We start from the raw sequence: 18,373 nt of genomic DNA, 5'->3' as shown, positions 1-18,373 counted from the left end.
TGCGGTGACTCATCGCACAAAACAAGTAGTGATAAACAATTTTCACTACTCGTTTGCTAACTTAAACATGAAAGTACGTTGTAACGGAAATCGACCTCTGCTAAACGTAAAAAAGGAACTGCCCTTAGTCACTTTTCAGGACTTTTAGGACAGCTCCAAATAATTAAATTTAATCAATATGCTGTTTATAAACATACGGAGAAGCATTAAAGGAAGAAGAGCACCGTAGTTTAGGTTGAAAGTAACTTCATCCCAAACTTCTAAATTATTTCTTTTGCATCTATCAAAAATACTTTCAATCAACTTGTCACAGCCGAATTTAAGTGCATCAGTCGTTGGAAGTTGAAGATCACTTTTATAGTCTGAAATGGTATTAATGAGTTCAGTATCCTATTGCGTTACCCGTGCCAGTACGGCTATCACGGGTGTAGTGATGTTTAAAATGCGTCAAGAAAAAAGAGGCATAAAAATTCTTCCTTCAAATTTTTTAAATTCACACACTCCCTCCCACCCTCTATCACATCCTTTTTTTCTTTCTATATTAAATACTTCTCCTTGATGATTTTCACATGATGAATTTCATGACCTGCAATAATGTAAGCTAGAGCACTTACGGAAATTTCGTTGTTGTTGGCGATTCCTTTTCTAGACCAAACTTCTTCTGACAACCCACGCAATAGGGAAAGAGTTGAATGCCTTAGAACAGTAAATTCTTCTAGTAAATCTGGTAACGAGCGGGAATGAAATAAAGCTTCTTTCACATATTGCTCGTCATCGTAGCCAGCAAGTGGAGTTTTGTCTCCCCTTGCTATATGGAGCAACCGGTAACTCATAATTCGTTCAGTATCTACGATATGACCAATAACTTCTTTCAGCGTCCATTTTCCAAATGCATAACGATAATTTGCCTGTATCTCAGAAATGTCTGAAAGCAAAACCGTTGTATTTTCAAGTTGAGTGCTAAGTGTTTCTTCTAGATATCCCTCTGAAACTAGATCTATATACTTTCCAAAATAAGCGGGAAATTCTTCATTTCTTGGTTTTGTCCACATTGTGTTTTCCTCCTCGTTTCTATCACAAATTACAGCTTATAAATCAAATGGTAATAATTATGTATTTAGCAATTGCGGTATTCGCAAGTTTCTGATTGAGTTGGTGTCCCTTGATGGAAAAACATTTTCCAAATTCCATCACTAAATTTCCATATGGAACTACGCAGTGTATGCTGCATTTTTACTTCGTTAAATATACGGTAAGTCGTTAACACTATATTTGGAGCTAATTGATGAACTTCAAAATTACTTAATAACATCTTTACTACACCTATTCCATCTGTCTGAATACCGTCCTTGTACCATACATTACCTGAACTCCCAAATTCGAAAAAATCGTTTTCAAGTAACTTTTCAAGTTCCACTGGAGATGTACGAATTTCGGGGTGCAACAATTTTTCTTCTAGCTGACATAGATGTTCTTTTAACGTAATTTGTACCATTTTCCTAATCCCCTTTTGTGAATTTGATTCATAGTAATACCCATTTTTTATACCTCTACAAGTAAACATATTTTCCTTTTACTTCAAATTACGATATTTATAAAACCCCTCATAATAATGGTATATTTATACAATTGTTTTTAAATCAACATGACTAGTAGATTGGGGTATAGAAAGGTATAATAAACCTAATTTATTTAAGCAAACGAGGTTTTCTTTATGTTGGAATGGATAGCTATAATAACAATGTTAGTTGACCATATAGGATATGAATTTTTCCCGTCTGATCTTACTTGGAGAACTATAGGAAGAGTAGCTTTTCCAGTTTACACATTCCTATTAGTAAGGGGTTTGACATTAACAAGAAGTCGATCAACCTATTTTAAGAGATTAGTCATTATTGCTGTAATAGCGCAAATTCCTTTTACACTACTTTTCGAAACCTACTCTTTAAACGTAATCTTCACCTTATTATACGGAGCAAGTGCAGTTGTACTTTATGAAAAAGTAATCCGATTTTGGGGAATTATCATTCTCACAACTCTTGGTATCATAATGATGCCAATTTCAGATTTCACCGACTATGGTCTGTATGGATATAGCTTATTTTTACTCTACTATTTTCTGAAAGAAAAACCTTTTGCTCTACTAATAGGTCATTTATTTTTAGACGTCTTATATAGCTTGAACTACTTTGATTCGTGGCACTCCATTCAATCATTTAGTATCATCGCTACGTTTATCATAATTTTCAAAAAACACCTTCCTGTAGTGAAAATTCATAGACTATTCTATCGATCTTTTTACCCATTACATTTATTGATTTTGTATCTCCTGTCTTTAATGATTCATAGATAAGGAGATTCAAACTTAATAAGTACTACTTAATTTAATACAAAATAAATATCCTACGCATTTGCATATTTGCTTATAGAGCTGAATAAGCAAGCTCATTAACAAGCTGGATAGGTATTTCGCAAAAAAATGACAGATTGATTGATTAAAGCTTTCAAGACATCCACGTCAATATCTGCTACTTTATTAATGTAAACACAAGCTTTTCCTGACGTATGTTTTCCAAAGTCTTTTAATAAATCTTCTCGTTTCGCATCACCTGGTGCAAAATACAAACTAATCTTTGCTTTCCGAGGTGAAAAACCAACAACTGCTGCATCACCTTCGTGGCCAGATTCGTATTTATAATGATATGAACCAAAACCAATGATACTTGGTCCCCACATCTTTGCAGTAAAACCTGTCGTTTCAGAAAAAATATCTAATAATTTATAGGCGTCTTCTCGCTTTTTAATATTTTCGACATTTTCAATGAACTCAATGACACTGCTTTCTGTTTCTCTCGTTTTTAGTTCATACATATGTTAAATCTCTCCTTATCAAAAATAGTTTTTAGAAATAATTAAACGTAAGTTTGCATGCATTTAATAACTGGAAACTTTTAAGAGCCTTTGACAAACGATAATCCTCTATCATTAAGAGCACGACGAATTTGCTCAAGTGCTTTAGGTCCCATACCGTGTAATTTCATGACTTCAACTTCACTAAGTTTGGAAAATTGCTCAAGTTGCAAATAACCCGCTCTCTCAAGTGCTCGCTGTGCTGGCTTCGCTAATTCAGTTGGAAGATTACTATTCATAGGGATATTCGTCTTTTCACCTTATAAATCCTTCTTGACCATAATTATTTTCAACCCTGGGACGCGATTTTAACTGTAAGGAAAAAGTGTATCATTACTGGAAGAATCATCGTGAGGAAGTAGTATCAATTAGAGATAACCGAGGGGAAAGAAGTAGTTTCGAGAGAGAATGGATGTTTCTATGATCAGTTACATCTGAATACCCCCCTAAACTAAAGGGACCAGGCTAACTCAACAAGGATGCAAGAATAAAGATCATGATATTTTAAATATAGAAATGATAACGAAAGGAGGAAAAGTCGTGTTAGAAATATTCCCCATGTATATAACTTCATTCAAACAAGAAAGACTGATTAGAGTATATCTACCTAGAAATTACAACAAGGAAAATCAGATTTACCCTGTGTTATATATGCACGATGGACAAAATATTTTTCAGGATGATGTTGCAATTGGTGGCATATCTTTAGAACTTGAAAACTACTTAGATGAAAATGAATTAGAAGTTATCGTTGTCGGAATAGACCAAAATAGCGATGAACGAATTAATGAATATTGTCCTTGGATAAATGGGGAATATAGCAAGAAAATATTAGGTCAAGCTAGTTCAGCTGGTGGAAAAGGGATACGGTATGTAGACTTTATCGCGGATGAACTAAAGCCATTCATAGACAATAAATACCGTACGTTAAAAGATCGTACTGCAATGGCAGGAATCTCCTTAGGAGGACTTATTTCCACTTACGCTATGTGCCGTTATCCTCAAGTGTTTAAAAGCATAGCCGTTTTATCTTCAGCTTTTTACCGTAATCAGGAAGAAATTGAAAAGTTAATAAAGGATACTGACTTGTCATTAATTGAAAGAGTTTACTTAGACTGCGGAACTAAAGAAGCTGGATATGATGACGTAATAAATAAGGAATTTTCAGCTTCAAATAGAGCCATTTATGAAATCTTAAAAGAGAAAATACCAAATGCGAAGTTTGAAATTATTAACGATGCGGAACATAACTATTTGTTCTTTAGAGAAAGAATCCCTAAACTCTTTTCTTTTTTAATTCCAGTAAAATAGATTAGAGTAAATTTAAAGTAGTAATAACAGGATATTCCAAAAAAACCATTAATAATTAAAAATATTAGACAAAAAAGAATCCAGCAACGAAGCTAGTTGCTGGATTCTTTTTGATGTGTACTTAGAATATTTTCAGGAATGCCTCATTCGGTAACATAGTCTGAAGATAGAGAACTCTTCACCAATAAGGTTAAGAAACACGCGACGCCAAACATAAGAATAGATCCTCCTATAACCACTTCTTGTACAGAAACTAATTGTGCAGCAAACCCCAATAACAAAATGACCAATATTTGTATCGAGCTGGAAACCATTGCATACAAACTATAGATTCTACCCATGATGGTGATTGGAATATTTTCTTGAATAAACGTCATGAATCCCGTATTTGCGAATGAAAGAAAATAAGAGAGAATGAAAAATCCGATACTGGCCATCAGGTAAGTTGTCGAAAAACTGTAGATGAGATAGCCCACCGCCACTAAAATAATTCCAATTCCCATTAACTGTTTAGAAGACGTAAATTTAACGATCAGATTTGTACAGATAGCACCCATTAAAAAGCCGACTCCTGCCAGACTAACGAGCGAGCCATAAGCTGCGTCTGATAATTGAAGGACGTCCTTCGCAAATGCTACTTCCATTGAATCAAGGGCAGCCGTCAAAAGCATGACTCCTTGAAAGACCATATACACAACAACAAAAGGTAACGCTTTCTTACTAAAATTCCAAACTAAGTGCCAATCTGTTCGGATGTCACTCCAGGTTATATTCGTTTTTTCAGAAGACGTTGTATTGAAACGTATAGGGAGTAGACTTGTCAATACCGCAGATAATAAAAACGTCCCAACGTTAACAAATAAAGCCATTTCAAGAGACCCTATTATAAATAGTATCCCAGCTAGTGCTGGACCCATCACAAAAGCTCCAGAATGTACAAAACTAATCAAAGCATTAAACCTTTTTCGGTCGTGTTTTGGTAGCAACAATGTCATATACTTAAATGATGCAGGATCAAACATAGCCCCTGCCATTTGAATGAATAAAACGAAACCATAGATTATCCAGATGGAATCGAGAAAAGGAATGAGTACGATTAATGACGCTCTAATTACATCTAAAGTGATCATCAAATGCTTTGTAGAAACACGGTCAATCACACTACCCGCCCATAATCCCACGAACATATGAGCAAACGGTTTAATCATATACAGTCCTGCAACCGCTAAAGCAGACCCTGTCATTTCATAAACCATTAAATTAATGGCTAATAAATATATCCATTGCCCAATATTGGCAATACCAACTGCGCTCAAATAAAGCGCTTGAAACTTCCATTTTAGTAAGTTCACCTGACTTCCCCCACGACATGTTTTTATTTACCAAATAAAAACATCCCACCTCCAAGACAATTGTCTTGGGGACGAGATTTAACACGTCGTGGTACCACCCCAGTTTGTCCTGATGTCGCCATCAGCACCTTTTCAAGTACGGCATGAATGTCATGTTTATACTTTAGCTCGATAACAGGAGCACCTGTCACATAATACCCTACAATTTTCCGGAATTTGTAAGTCCCATGTGAAGCTCAAAGTCTTGTTTCAGTCAATGAACACTTACCCTTTTGCAGCTTCCAGGGCTCTCTGTAAAAGAATTCAGATGACTTACTCTTCTCTTCATCGCTGTTAATTTTCGTAATCATAACATAATAAAAATATTTGTAAAGAATAAACTTCCGATTTCTCAGTCTTTTCAAAATCGTATTCCCCTTGCGATGATGAGCTCCTTTACACGTGATTACAAAAATAAATTACACTATTATTAAGGAAGAATGATGGTACATTATTTGCAAATTATCATGCTTTTATTAAAAAATATCATTCTGAAATACGAAATGATTTTATGCTTAGTTATATAACACATCTAGTATCAGACGATGTATGGATGAAGTCTATTTATTTTAAAAATAATTTTAAAATCCGACTTGATGCTGACCTATTTAAGTAAGTTATTAATCTACAAAAAGAAAACATTGTAATAATTTCAGAATATTTATATAATTTCAAAAAGGGGGTACTTCATATTGCTAAATAAGAACGTTCCATTTATTAAAAATGCACTATCTATCCCCAAATATTTATCTATTAAAAATATGTCAGCTGGAACTGTTGCTGCCATCATTTGTTGTACCGGTCCTGTCCTTATCGTCATCACTGCTGCTCAAAATGGAAACTTGACTACTAGTCAAACGATTTCTTGGTTATTTGGAATCTATTTTGTAGGTGGGTTGCTTGGTATAATCATGTCTTTGCTATTTGGTCAACCTATTGCCGGAGCCTATTCAATTCCATCAGCTGTATTAATGACACAAGCTATTACTCAATATTCTTTTAATGAAGCAGTTGGTGCATACTTAATTGCAGGTTCCCTCATATTTATTATAGGATTTCTAGGATGGTTTGATAGATTACTTATTTGGTTGCCTTCAGAACTGGTAATGGCCATGATCGCAGGGTCTATGATTCATTTTGGAACAGATATGATTAAGTCTTTATCTACGTTGCCACTACTTGGTACCATCACTCTTTTGTCCTATTTTATTTTTGCGAAGATATTCCCAAAGATCCCTCCCATCATTGGTGCGGTAATTGTTGGATTTACCTTATTTCCATTTTTAGCCCAGAGTTCCTCGAAAATGAATTTTACGTTTGAAATGCCAGCTATTTGGATGCCTGATTTTTCCTTAAGTGCAATTTTAGCTATTTCTATTCCTATTACCGTCATGTTACTTAGCACAGAATCAGCACAAGGAATAACGGTATTGAAAGATGAGGGATATCAACCTCAAGCAAAAAAAATAATTATGATAAGTGGGATTGGAACTATGTTTGCGGGAATTTTTGGTGGACACAGTGCATGTATGGGTGGAATAATGTCCGCACTATGTGCATCTAAAGATGTTGGTCCAAAGGAAACACGTTATGTAGCAGCATTTATATCAGGCGTATGGTTAGTAATCTTTGGTTTATTAGCATCCTTATCACTTTCTTTTATTTTATTAATGCCTCAGTCATTGATTAAACTTATTGCGGGTTTAGCACTTATTGGCGTGTTACTAAAAAGCTTACAGCGTTCTTTTCACGGAAAACAATTTCAATTAGGCGCATTTTTCACATTAATTATTGCGATGTCAGGTGTGAATTTTTTAGGGATAAGTGCAACGTTTTGGGCACTTATTGGAGGTTGGATTGTTTCGTGGTTCTTAGAGAAAAAGGACTTCAAGCAACGTATTTCCTCAAGCACAGTTATTTCAAGTAAAGCAGCTTAATTAATAACTACGCTTCTATTAAATAGGATGCGCCCCCGAATCTGAACGGACAAAAAACCCACCTGCCAATAGATTTCAGCAAGTGGAATGATTTGTAATGCTATAAAAGTGCTTTGGCTTTCTCAATTTGCAATCGAACTTGATCAAAACCAGTTCCACCTAGAGAATTGCGACGCTTCACTGCGGATACAGGTGACAACACGTCAAAAATGTCGGCTTCAATTAAGTTGCTTGCTTCTTGTAAGTCTTCAAGTGTTAGATCCAACAAGTAAATCTTACGCTGAATACAAAGAAATACGAGCTTTCCAGTCACTTCATGTGCATCACGGAATGGCATGCCTTTTGTCGCTAAATAATCTGCGAGTTCTGTGGCATTTGAAAAATCTTGATGTACCGCTTCATTCAATCGTTTTGTATGAATGGTCATCGTGCGGACCATACCTTCGAAGATTTGTAATGATCCATTCAAGGTTTTAACCGTATCGAACATGCCTTCTTTGTCTTCTTGCATATCTTTGTTATACGTGAGTGGTAATCCTTTTAGCGTAGTTAGCAAACTAAATAAGTTTCCGTACACACGACCCGTCTTCCCGCGAATCAATTCCGCCATATCAGGGTTTTTCTTTTGAGGCATGATGCTTGAGCCTGTGGCGAACGCATCATCGAGTTCAATAAATTGAAACTCTTGGCTCGACCACAAAATGATTTCTTCAGCGAAACGCGATAAGTGCATCATCACAAGTGATGCATTACTTAAAAATTCCACGATGAAATCACGGTCACTCACGGCATCCATGCTATTTTGGTACACATGCTCAAACCCTAAATAATTGGCTGCTTTTTCGCGGTCAATTGGGAATGTCGTCCCTGCAAGTGCACCGGCACCTAATGGTGACATATCAATACGTTTAAGCGATTCAGACAAACGTTGCTGATCTCGCTCCAACATCCAAAAGTAAGCCATTAGATGATGAGCAAACGATATTGGTTGCGCACGTTGTAAGTGTGTATAGCCAGGTGCAATGGTTTCGACATGTTGCTCAGCTTGAGTGAGTATCGCTTGCTGGAACATTTTGATGCTATCGACAATTTCACTCACTCTATTTTTCAAATAGAGGTGCATATCTGTCGCTACTTGATCGTTACGACTGCGCCCTGTATGCAGCTTCCCACCAACAGGTCCAATCAAATCAATCAGCATTTTTTCTAAATTCAAATGAATATCTTCGTTCGCAACTTCGAAAACTAACTCATCGTTTGTCGCTTTTACTTTCAACTGCTCTAAACCATCTAAAATTGCCGTAACGTCTTCAATTGGTAATATTCTGCACTCACCGAGCATTTTTACGTGCGCGATACTACCAGTCAAGTCTTCGATAACGAGTTGCTGATCAAAGCCAATAGATGCGCCAAATTCATCTACCCACTGTTCAGCAGACTTTTGAAAACGACCGCCCCATAGTTTGGTCATACAGTCACCTTCTCTTCTCCTTTATTAACCATTGCATGTACTTTAGTTGGAAGACCCCATAATTCAATAAAGCCGACTGCAGATGCATGGTTAAACTCGTCATTAGTAGAATACGTTGCAAGTTTTTCATCATATAGTGAATTCGGAGATTTACGTCCTTCTACTATCGCGTGGCCTTTAAATAATTTCACACGTACCACACCATTTACATAAACTTGTGTTTCTTTAATAAATGCTTCAAGTGCTACTCTTAATGGAGAGAACCACAAACCATCATAAATTAGTTCCGTTAACTTTTTCTCAATAACTGGTTTGAAATGTGCTAGCTCTTTTACGAGAGTAATGTCTTCAAGTTCTTTATGAGCAATAAGTAATGTGTGAGCTGCAGGTACTTCGTATACTTCACGAGATTTAATACCGACTAAACGATTTTCCACATGATCAATACGTCCAACTCCGTGTTTTCCAGCAACATCATTCAACTTTAGAATTAAATCAACTAATGAATATGGAACGCCATCTAATTCCGTTGGTACTCCTTGATTAAATGTAATTTCAACAATATCAGCTGTATCTGGTGCATCTTCTATCGCAACCGTAATATCATAAGCATCTGCTGGAGGTGTAGCCCACGGGTCTTCTAAAATTCCACATTCATTAGCACGGCCCCATAAGTTTTGGTCAATTGAAAATGGGCTATCTAATTTAACTGGAATCGGAATGTTATTCTTCTTAGCATAGTCAATTTCTTCTTCACGTGACCAGCCCCATCCACGTACAGGTGCGATAACTTCTAAAGTAGGATCTAGTGCATTAATTGACACTTCAAAACGGACTTGATCATTGCCTTTCCCTGTACAACCATGCGCCACTGCATGTGAGCCCGTTTGATGTGCAATTTCAACTAGTTTTTTTGAAATTAACGGACGAGACAATGCCGAAACTAATGGATATTTATTCTCGTACCAAGTATGGGCTTGAAGTGAAAGCAATGCATATTCGTTTGCAAATTCGTCTCTTGCATCGATCATATAACTTTCAACAGCACCTACTTGAATGGCTTTCTTTTTAATAAAATCTAAATCTTTACCTTCACCAACATCTAGACAAACTGCGATTACATCGTATCCTTGTTCTTTTAACCATGGAATTGCTACTGAAGTATCTAGACCACCTGAATATGCGAGAACGACTTTTTTGTTCATTTTTTATTCCTCCTGAGTGTATGTTTATTCATTTACATTGAATTAATATACACGAATGATAACATGTAGAATAAATGTAATCAAGCGTATTTTCATACATATAGAGAAGTTTAACTATTCAAAAAATAGAGCAACCTCGTTGGCTGCTCTTCTTACCTATTATTTCTTTGTAAAAAACTCTCTACCCACTCGTTCAATGACTCCAGGTGCCATACCATATACTTTACTTGAAATACCCATATACCATGGCAAATTCACTTCACGGGCCGGACGCTCGATCACACGGACAATTGCATTTGACACTTCTTCAACGGACAATAAAAATTTTCTTAAGGATGTTTTATATGAACCAGTAGAGTCAGCCAAATCTAGAAATGGTGTATCGATGGGTCCTGGGTTGATGGTTGTCACATAAATGCCGTATGGCTGAACTTCCATACGTGTAGCGTTTGCGTAACCTAGGAGTGCATGTTTTGTTGCTGCATAAACAGATGCTTTGGGTGTAGCAATTTTCCCTGCTTGTGAAGCGACATAGATGAGATGACCCGATTTTTTTGCTAACATATTCGATAAAATTCGACTCGTTAACTTCATGGGAGCCATTACATTAACGCGCATCATTTGTTCAATTTGTTCATCGGTTGTGTTATGCGCTAATGCAAATGTTGCTATTCCTGCAGAAAACACAACTATATCGAGGTCTGGACATTGGCTGATAACTTCTTCAAGTGAATCTTCTATTAGTAAATCTGCTTCGATTGCATGAATGCCGAGAGATTCGAGTTCTTGAAGGGCTTTTTTAGAACGACCTGTTGCATAAACGCTGTATCCTTTCGCATGAAGGTCTTTTGCGACTTGCAATCCTACACCACTGGTAGCTCCCGTAACAAGAACGGTTTTATGCTCTTGCATAGGAGAATACTCCATGTTCATCACTAGACTCAAATGCCAGACCTTCTGCTAACAAGTAATCGACTTGCCCAATGGTTTCTGAAAGCGTCAAACCGAGTTCCTTCTCATATACGGTCGGAAATAGTTTCTGTGTGATTTCATAAATGGTCAATGGTTGTTGTGATATCATCGAATGTACTTTCATAGCACGCTCATGTTGTCTTTCTAAACGATGCTCTATCAGTTCATGAACATTGAAAACTTCATTTCCATGTCCACTATAAATTTTCTCAACAGGCATGGATAAGACTCTTTTCAATGATTCATTGTATTGAAGCATCGATTTAGGACGCCCGTCACTTGGATTTAGTGGTGGTTCAATCAAAGGGTTAGATGAAATTTTTTCTAAAATATGGTCTCCACCGATCATTACTTTGCTCTCTGGGTGCCAAAAAGAAATATGACTCTGTGCATGACCAAGTGTTTCAAGTACTGTCCAACCCGGATGCCCAGGGAGTACATCACCTTCTGCAAGCGTCTCATCAAGTGGACGGTTTCCGAGAAAAGACACAGGCCGTTTCATTTTTTCTACCCATGAATGATATGTTTCCGGTACGCCTTCTTCTTTTAAACGTTTTAAATAAAATTCATCATGATAGGCAAAAAATGCTGGATCACGTGTTAGCCAAAGATTATTGTAGACATGTCCATATACTTTAGCTTGAGGAAAAGCATCAATCCATCCTGCATGATCTGGATGATGATGTGTTAAAAACACTTGTTCTATATCATTAAATGAATAACCTGCTTCTTTTATGCCTCGTTCTAATGCTTCGTAAGCTTCAGGCGTTTTAGGGCCCGCATCAATTAGTGATAACGAGTCTCCTTTTAATAAATAGGCATTGACGTCCCCTACAGCAAATGGTGTAGGTAAAATTAGTTTATGAATCATTAGGCATTCTCCTTAAAAATGAATCGCTATTCACTCTATTGTACAAGTTTTTTGGGCAGTCGTCATCTTTTCAATTTACTTTGAATAGAATTGTAATTCATAGTAAATTGGTTTATTGTAAGAAACGAGAAAGATATCTTAAATTAGGCTATGCCCACTTCCTTGTTTGACAAATAATCATTTGGAAGTCTATAATTTCAATAATTAACAACGTTCAAGCTTTGATGAAGACTAGTATTCGTGTTGAAGGAATTTAGAGAGTATGTCCACTGGCTGAAAGACACACTTCCCACTCACACGATGAACCTACTTTGGAGCTGTCATGCAAACATGACCGTGCCTTCGCGTTAAGAAGGATTAAAAGTTGTGCTCAAGTTTTGAGCAAAACAAGGTGGTACCGCGGAAACATGTGTTTTCGTCCTTTTATTAGGATGAGAGCGCATTTTTTTATGCAAATTAAAAACTAAAAGGAGGAGTAACAATGAAAAAGATTGTATTTGTTGGAGCAGGTTCCATGGCGCAAGCAATTATTCATGGCTGGATGAAAGAGGCTACTGTTGACCCAGAGAATGTGTATGTAATGAACAAATCAGATCAAGAAAAATTGACTTCTCTTAATGAAACCTATGGAGTACAGCTAGTTGGTGATGAAAAAGAAATTTTAAAAAAAGCTGATTTAATCATATTAGCTATGAAACCGAAAGATGTTCAATCTGGCATGCAATCAATTGCCACCTACATATCATCAACTGCAATTGTGTTATCAGTTCTTGCAGGTGTTCCTATGGATACCATTGAAAAAGGACTTGGCACTCGCCCAATCGCTCGTTGTATGCCAAACACTTCAGCAACAATCGGCATGTCCGCTAGTGCTTTAGCTTGGAATGAACTTATGAAAAATGAAGACAAACAACAAATCATTCAATTATTAGAAACCATTGGTTCAGTAATAGAAGTAGCCGAAGAAGAATTGCATGTTGTTACTGCTTTATCTGGTAGTGGACCGGCCTATGTATATTACTTTGTTGAAGCGTTCGAGCAAGCAGCTGTTGCTAGTGGACTCAATCCAAAAATAGCACGAGACTTGATAGTTCAAACACTTGCCGGATCTGCTGAAATGTTAAAACAATCCGATAAATCACCATCTACTCTTCGTATGCAAGTCACAAGTCCAGGTGGGACAACAGAAGCTGGTATTCAAGCTTTACAACAAAGCGGCTTTGTCGAAATACTTGCTGGTTGTTTAAAAGAAGCTGAAACACGCTCACGTGAGCTCGGAAAGCTTTATGTATAGTACAAAAAGTTAAGTAATAAGGAAAGATTAATATGTAACACAAAAAAGGACCTATTTGGTCCTTTTTTGTGCATAATTCAATTATCGAAGCAATTTGTTCGTATCTTAAATTCTGGAATTTTCAGAACTACTATTTTCCTTTATCGCCTTAAATGTAAATAAACGCCAATAATATCACGACATATTTTTTGCATAAAAAATCTCATCCATCTCTTTTTTCAGCTTCATAGTAATTGATTTTCTTTCTTCTTCAGATAAAGCGTCTTCTGAATAACCAAATAAGTAATTATTTAAATCAAATTTTTTGAGCTTACATTTTGTATGAAAAATATTTTCTTGATAAACATTCACATCGATCATTTCAAAATTTTCTTCTAGACCTTCTGGAATATAGTTTTGAATGGAATTTATATCATGATCAATGAATAACTTATGGCCTTTTAAGTCTCTCGTAAAGCCGCGGACCCGATAATCCATCACCATGACATCTGTTTCAAAAGAATGAATTAAATAATTCAATGCTTTTAGAGGTGAAATTTCTCCGCAAGTTGAAATATCTATATCAGCACGGAATGTACTAATTCCCTCATCAGGGTGATATTCAGGATATGTATGGACAGTTATATGACTTTTATCTAAATGACCGACTACCGCTTCAGGAAAAGGTCCTGGTGATTCCTGAAAAGACTCAATTGAAGACTCATCAACCGGACCCTCTGAAATCAAAATTGTCACACTCGCCCCCTGTGGCTCATAATCTTGCTTGGCGACGTTTAAAATATTTGCTTCAATAATATCAGTAACTTTGGTTAATATACTTGTTAGACGATCTGCATTGTATTGCTCATCAATATACTTGATATATGCCTCTCGTTCTTCCTTCGTTCTTGTGTAACAGATATCATACATGTTAAAACTTAATGACTTTGTAAGGTTGTTAAAGCCATGTAATTCAATTCTTTGTTTAGGTGTTAAACTCATTATTGGTATCCCCTTTTTCTGCTAGAAATATATCGTTATCCATTTAACTGTCTCTACCACTATAAATCAGGGTTAGAGTTTTTGCTTATGTTAAAGGCTTACATTTTCTATTTTCCCACAAAACGCTTGTTGTAAAACATATAATTGAACAAATTAATTATTATATACATTTTGAGTGTTATAGAAAGTGTCTTAACAAGTAAATCATTCTTTACCTATTATGTCGACAAAAGGCTGTTTACATTGCCATGAGCAAAGGAACCGCTATAGTTAGGGTGAATTTGCTATACTGATAATATACATATAAGGAGGAGTTTTATTTAATGTCTAAGTTATTTGAGGAATTCACAATTAAAGATGTGACATTTAAAAATCGTATTGTCATGGCACCAATGTGCATGTATTCAAGTCACAATCAGGATGGTCAAGTGGAAGATTGGCATCGCGTGCATTACCAGACACGTGCAGTTGGCCAAGTAGGTTTGATTATATTAGAAGCATCCGCTGTACAACCAGAAGGTCGTATTTCTCAAGATGATTTAGGTATATGGAGTGACGAGCAGACGAATGGTTTATCAGAGCTTGTTGATTTAATAAAAGCTCATGGCGCTAAAACCGGCATTCAACTCGCACATGCTGGTCGAAAAGCAACTGTAAAAGGTGATATATTTGCCCCCTCCCCACTTGCATTTAACTACCACTATAAAACACCAATCGAGATGACGAAAGCAGATATTGCTAAAACAATTGAAGCCTTTAAAGAAGCTGCCATACGTTCGAAAAAAGCAGGTTTTGATGTTATTGAACTTCATGGTGCTCACGGCTACTTAATAAATGAGTTTCTATCCCCATTAACCAATAAACGAACAGATGAATATGGGGGCAGTGAAGAAAATCGCTACCGCATGCTCCGTGAAACAATTGACGCTGTACGTTCTGTTTGGGAAGGTCCATTATTTGTGCGTATTTCTGCACATGATTACAAAGAAGGGGGAATGACACCAGAAGCTTATCTTGTAATGACGAAATGGATGAAAGAACAAGACGTTGATTTAATAGATGTGAGTTCAGGTGCCAATGTACCAGCAACTATTGATTCTTATCCTGGTTATCAAGTGAAATTCTCTGAAACCATAAAACACGAGACACCGATTGCAACAGGCGCAGTTGGCATGATCACTTCCCCACTTCAAGCAGAAGAAATATTGAAAAATGATCGCGCGGACTTGATTTTCCTTGCACGGGAATTGCTTCGTGACCCATACTGGGCTTACCGAGCAGCAAAAGAATTACACACAGAAATAAAATCTCCAGTTCAATACGAACGTGGTTGGATATAAAAAGACTAGACTAAGTATTCCCTATCCTAAACGCTTCGGCGCTTTGTGTACGCCACCCGCGAGAAGCCAGGCAGAAAATCATTGCTAATCTTCTCGCTCCGGCTACCACTTGAAAGGCGCCTACGCTGGTTCTCCCATGGCATATCAATTACATCTAATTCAGTACAGTGTATACAAAATCAGCGAACCTTCCTCAATTTTATCTAGGAAGCTTCGCTGATTTTTTCTATTATGAGGATACTAATTTCAGTTGGTGTCCCGACGATTTCCAATCAAGAATCTTTAACTCTTAGCAAAAGAAAAAGGCGACATTTCGTTCGGAGACACTATTTTGGATATTAAATTACTCATTTTTAATTTCACATTAACTCGCAATTTTTTGGAATATTATTCAGATTTCATAAGTCTAGTCTTAAAGTCACAGGCATTGAAGGATAAAAATTTAATGTTTATTTGAAAGTAAGCAAAGTATTAACCCGATTAAATACGAATTAGATATCTTTGATGAGTTTCATACAAATGGAGGTTAATTAGCTATACATTTTTTCTTTAGTAATGGAATTACTGATTATACTACTATTTCCGATAGATGAGAAAACTGAACTATGTGTAAAACTTAATAACGATTAAACTCCTTCACGATTAATTGAAAATATTTTGGTTAAACTATCAACAACTATATCGTTGGAGGTAAAGTATGGAGTTAGTGAAAGAATTGTTAATTTTATTAGGTCGAGTCGTTACGATTTTGCCATTAATGCTTATTGTGACATTATTTATGGGAAGACGATCTGTCGGAGAACTCCCGATTTTTGATTTTTTAATTCTTATGTCTCTAGGTGCAGTTGTAGGAGCAGACATAGCGGATCCTGATATAGAACACATACATACGGCTGTTGCAGTAGTACTTATAGGAATACTGCAAAAATCGGTTGCTATTTTGAAGATTAGATACCGAAAATTTGGCAAGCTAATTACTTTCGAACCTACAATTGTAATAATGGACGGCGTGATTTTAAATAACAACCTAAAAAAAATTCAATACTCTATTGATAATATGTTGTTACTGTTAAGGGAGAAGGATATTTTCGATCTAAGTAGTGTCCACTTAGCTATTGTTGAAGGAAACGGGAATTTAACGGTTATGAAAAAACCGCAAAAAGAAACCGTAACAAATGAAGATTTAAAAATCGTAAAATTACATACTGAAATATCTTATCCGGTTATTGTAGAAGGCAAATTGTATAAAGAGGTTCTTGCATATTTGCAGTTTAGTCCGACTTGGTTGACAGAAAAATTAAGAACCGCTGGAGTAGAAGATATAAATCAAGTATTTTTCGCTGCTCTTGACAAAGAAGGAAATTTAACTATTTCCTTCAAGGATGAGAAATTAAAAGATTTACCACCTATCATTCATTGAGTTTCAGTCCATTCAAACCTAATAACTACTACCTCAAAGACTTTACCCTTAACAATCTATTAATTCACGAGAATCGGTATGTGAGGCAACCATTCTTGAAACCGCAAAATCCCCATCTTTCGTGGATGGAGGAATCATTCCAATCATATATTGTGAAATAAAATAGTAAAAGCTCTCAGACAAATCGATTTGTCTGAGAGCTTATTTTTAGTTAAAAAGAAAATAAATTTAGAATTTGTTTACATGAATATGACTTCAAAAGACAAACTAAAAAGAACTTAAATTAGAAAGGATGATGTAACGTGGGCAGAGATGATAACAAATCTACAAGTAATAGCAAACATACTTTACCTCAAACGCCGAAAAACCTAAATATACCACCTAGTCGTATAAATGAAGAACTAGCTAGTGAATTTGCAGAAATAGGTTCTAAAGCGTTGAAAGTTCTGAACACATCCACACATCAAAAAATTGCACCAGATAATATTAGAGCAGAACTCGCTAGTGAATTTGCAGAAATAGGTACCAGATCGTTGAAAGGTAAAAACACATCCATCCAATACACAACAAAGAAAGAGTAACTTTAAGATAACGAAGTTTAGATAACTGAGTTCAGAGATGTATTTCCAAAAAAATTAGCACCCACATTATATACCCCATGTATAAGTGGGTGCGTTTTACGAAGATTGTCAGCTTTTTATTTTTTAGTCAACAGGTAAATAAAATAAGGTGCACCAATCAATGCCACCATAACACCCGCAGGAAGTCCGTTCGGTTCAACAATGTTTCGGCCGATGGTGTCTGCAAGCAGTAGCAGCCATCCACCAATCAATATGCTGATTGGCAGAAACAGTTGGTGACGAGGACCTATTAGAGAACGCGCGATATGAGGAGCCATAAGACCAATGAACGAAATCCCTCCGGTTACCGAAACGGCTGAAGCTGCAAGCGCAACTGCAGATGAAATCATCACAATCATGAGTCCAGATAAAGCCATGGACAGATCGACCCCTACCAATACAAGACGTACTGGTTGCATTCCGGTCGTTCGGCTGTAAGAAAACACATAAATAATGACTGCCGTAAGCAAAGCTCCAAGGAATGCTACAAATGGCAACATGTAAATGAATGAACCTACCTCTGCAGGAAAGTATAAGAAGAAAATCGCAACTGCAACACCAGCACCCGCATTAATACCGATAATACCGGGGTCAGCAAGTTCATTACGTGTAATCCCCTGGAGCAATGCACCTGATAAGGCAAGTGCCAT

At 36.4% G+C, this 18,373-nt stretch carries 17 protein-coding genes, 1 pseudogene and 2 other annotated features; of the genes and pseudogenes, 7 read left to right on the top strand and 11 right to left on the bottom strand.

All coding sequences use genetic code 11. The features are described from left to right. Positions 1-536 precede the first annotated feature (536 nt). Both C406_RS0114435 and C406_RS0114430 read right to left on the bottom strand, forming a co-directional pair. Complete coding sequence (locus C406_RS0114435; RefSeq protein WP_017381360.1) at positions 537-1,052, bottom strand: DinB family protein; 516 nt, start codon at positions 1,050-1,052, stop codon at positions 537-539. 65 nt (positions 1,053-1,117) lie between these two features. After that, entirely contained in the window at positions 1,118-1,495 is a 378-nt protein-coding gene (locus C406_RS0114430; RefSeq protein ID WP_017381359.1) for a nuclear transport factor 2 family protein, read from the bottom strand. 219 nt (positions 1,496-1,714) lie between these two features. Between C406_RS0114430 and C406_RS0114425 the strand changes: the two genes are divergently transcribed. After that, the gene (locus C406_RS0114425) at positions 1,715-2,353 is read left to right on the top strand and encodes a TraX family protein (protein WP_017381358.1); all 639 of its coding nucleotides are present in this window, start codon (positions 1,715-1,717) and stop codon (positions 2,351-2,353) included. Between the two features lie 95 nt (positions 2,354-2,448). Here the strand turns inward: C406_RS0114425 and C406_RS0114420 are convergent, their stop codons facing one another. Together C406_RS0114420 and C406_RS0114415 are read right to left on the bottom strand one after the other, a co-directional pair. Beyond that, positions 2,449-2,871, bottom strand: coding sequence for a DUF1801 domain-containing protein (locus tag C406_RS0114420; RefSeq protein WP_017381357.1), 423 nt, complete (start codon positions 2,869-2,871; stop codon positions 2,449-2,451). Positions 2,872-2,951: 80 nt separating this feature from the next. Next, on the bottom strand, positions 2,952-3,149 hold the full coding sequence (locus C406_RS0114415) for a hypothetical protein (protein WP_017381356.1): 198 nt from the start codon (positions 3,147-3,149) through the stop codon (positions 2,952-2,954). 301 nt (positions 3,150-3,450) lie between these two features. On the opposite strand from C406_RS0114415, the gene C406_RS0114410 reads away from it, so the two are divergent. Next, entirely contained in the window at positions 3,451-4,221 is a 771-nt protein-coding gene (locus C406_RS0114410) for an alpha/beta hydrolase (protein WP_017381355.1), read from the top strand. 143 nt (positions 4,222-4,364) lie between these two features. Here the strand turns inward: C406_RS0114410 and C406_RS0114405 are convergent, their stop codons facing one another. Beyond that, positions 4,365-5,573 carry an MFS transporter gene (locus tag C406_RS0114405; protein WP_017381354.1) on the bottom strand — a complete coding sequence of 403 codons (1,209 nt, stop codon included), beginning with the start codon at positions 5,571-5,573 and terminating at the stop codon, positions 4,365-4,367. Positions 5,574-5,637: 64 nt separating this feature from the next. Then, positions 5,638-5,910 (bottom strand) — a binding site (T-box leader). 394 nt (positions 5,911-6,304) lie between these two features. On the opposite strand from C406_RS0114405, the gene C406_RS0114390 reads away from it, so the two are divergent. Next, positions 6,305-7,549 carry a benzoate/H(+) symporter BenE family transporter gene (locus C406_RS0114390; RefSeq protein ID WP_017381351.1) on the top strand — a complete coding sequence of 415 codons (1,245 nt, stop codon included), beginning with the start codon at positions 6,305-6,307 and terminating at the stop codon, positions 7,547-7,549. A 100-nt stretch (positions 7,550-7,649) separates the two neighbouring features. On the opposite strand, the gene argH is transcribed toward C406_RS0114390, so the two are convergent. From argH to C406_RS0114370, 4 genes are all read right to left on the bottom strand, one after another. Beyond that, positions 7,650-9,020 (bottom strand): argininosuccinate lyase, encoded by a 1,371-nt coding sequence (argH, locus tag C406_RS0114385; RefSeq protein WP_017381350.1) that lies wholly within the window; start codon positions 9,018-9,020, stop codon positions 7,650-7,652. After that, complete coding sequence (locus C406_RS0114380; protein ID WP_017381349.1) at positions 9,017-10,225, bottom strand: argininosuccinate synthase; 1,209 nt, start codon at positions 10,223-10,225, stop codon at positions 9,017-9,019. The genes argH and C406_RS0114380 overlap by 4 nt, the downstream gene beginning before the upstream one ends. A gap of 159 nt (positions 10,226-10,384) precedes the next feature. Continuing rightward, positions 10,385-11,137, bottom strand: coding sequence for an SDR family NAD(P)-dependent oxidoreductase (locus C406_RS0114375; RefSeq protein WP_017381348.1), 753 nt, complete (start codon positions 11,135-11,137; stop codon positions 10,385-10,387). Beyond that, a complete protein-coding gene (locus C406_RS0114370; RefSeq protein ID WP_017381347.1) occupies positions 11,124-12,068 on the bottom strand; it encodes an MBL fold metallo-hydrolase in 945 nt (314 codons plus the stop codon). Before C406_RS0114370 ends, C406_RS0114375 begins: the two co-directional genes overlap by 14 nt. Before the next feature lie 212 nt (positions 12,069-12,280). After that, positions 12,281-12,494 (top strand) — a binding site (T-box leader). A gap of 55 nt (positions 12,495-12,549) precedes the next feature. Between C406_RS0114370 and proC the strand changes: the two genes are divergently transcribed. Then, positions 12,550-13,362: a pyrroline-5-carboxylate reductase gene (gene proC, locus C406_RS0114365; RefSeq protein ID WP_017381346.1), complete on the top strand. Its 813-nt coding sequence runs from the start codon at positions 12,550-12,552 to the stop codon at positions 13,360-13,362. A gap of 174 nt (positions 13,363-13,536) precedes the next feature. On the opposite strand, the gene speD is transcribed toward proC, so the two are convergent. After that, positions 13,537-14,343 (bottom strand): adenosylmethionine decarboxylase, encoded by an 807-nt coding sequence (gene speD / locus C406_RS0114360; RefSeq protein WP_017381345.1) that lies wholly within the window; start codon positions 14,341-14,343, stop codon positions 13,537-13,539. Positions 14,344-14,666: 323 nt separating this feature from the next. Between speD and namA the strand changes: the two genes are divergently transcribed. From namA to C406_RS0114345, 3 genes are all read left to right on the top strand, one after another. Then, the gene (gene namA / locus C406_RS0114355; RefSeq protein WP_017381344.1) at positions 14,667-15,683 is read left to right on the top strand and encodes an NADPH dehydrogenase NamA; all 1,017 of its coding nucleotides are present in this window, start codon (positions 14,667-14,669) and stop codon (positions 15,681-15,683) included. Positions 15,684-16,380: 697 nt separating this feature from the next. Continuing rightward, positions 16,381-17,103, top strand: coding sequence for a YetF domain-containing protein (locus C406_RS0114350; RefSeq protein ID WP_017381343.1), 723 nt, complete (start codon positions 16,381-16,383; stop codon positions 17,101-17,103). A gap of 302 nt (positions 17,104-17,405) precedes the next feature. Next, a complete protein-coding gene (locus tag C406_RS0114345) occupies positions 17,406-17,684 on the top strand; it encodes a hypothetical protein (protein ID WP_017381342.1) in 279 nt (92 codons plus the stop codon). Between the two features lie 116 nt (positions 17,685-17,800). Here the strand turns inward: C406_RS0114345 and C406_RS19640 are convergent. Continuing rightward, a pseudogene (locus C406_RS19640) lies at positions 17,801-18,373 on the bottom strand (FecCD family ABC transporter permease); the annotation flags it as partial.

Origin of the sequence: Paenisporosarcina sp. TG-14, assembly GCF_000297555.1 — a bacterium.
GTDB lineage: Bacteria > Bacillota > Bacilli > Bacillales_A > Planococcaceae > Paenisporosarcina > Paenisporosarcina antarctica.
The sequence above is the reverse complement of the archived record's forward strand: the minus strand, read 5'-3'. Positions and strand labels throughout refer to the sequence as shown.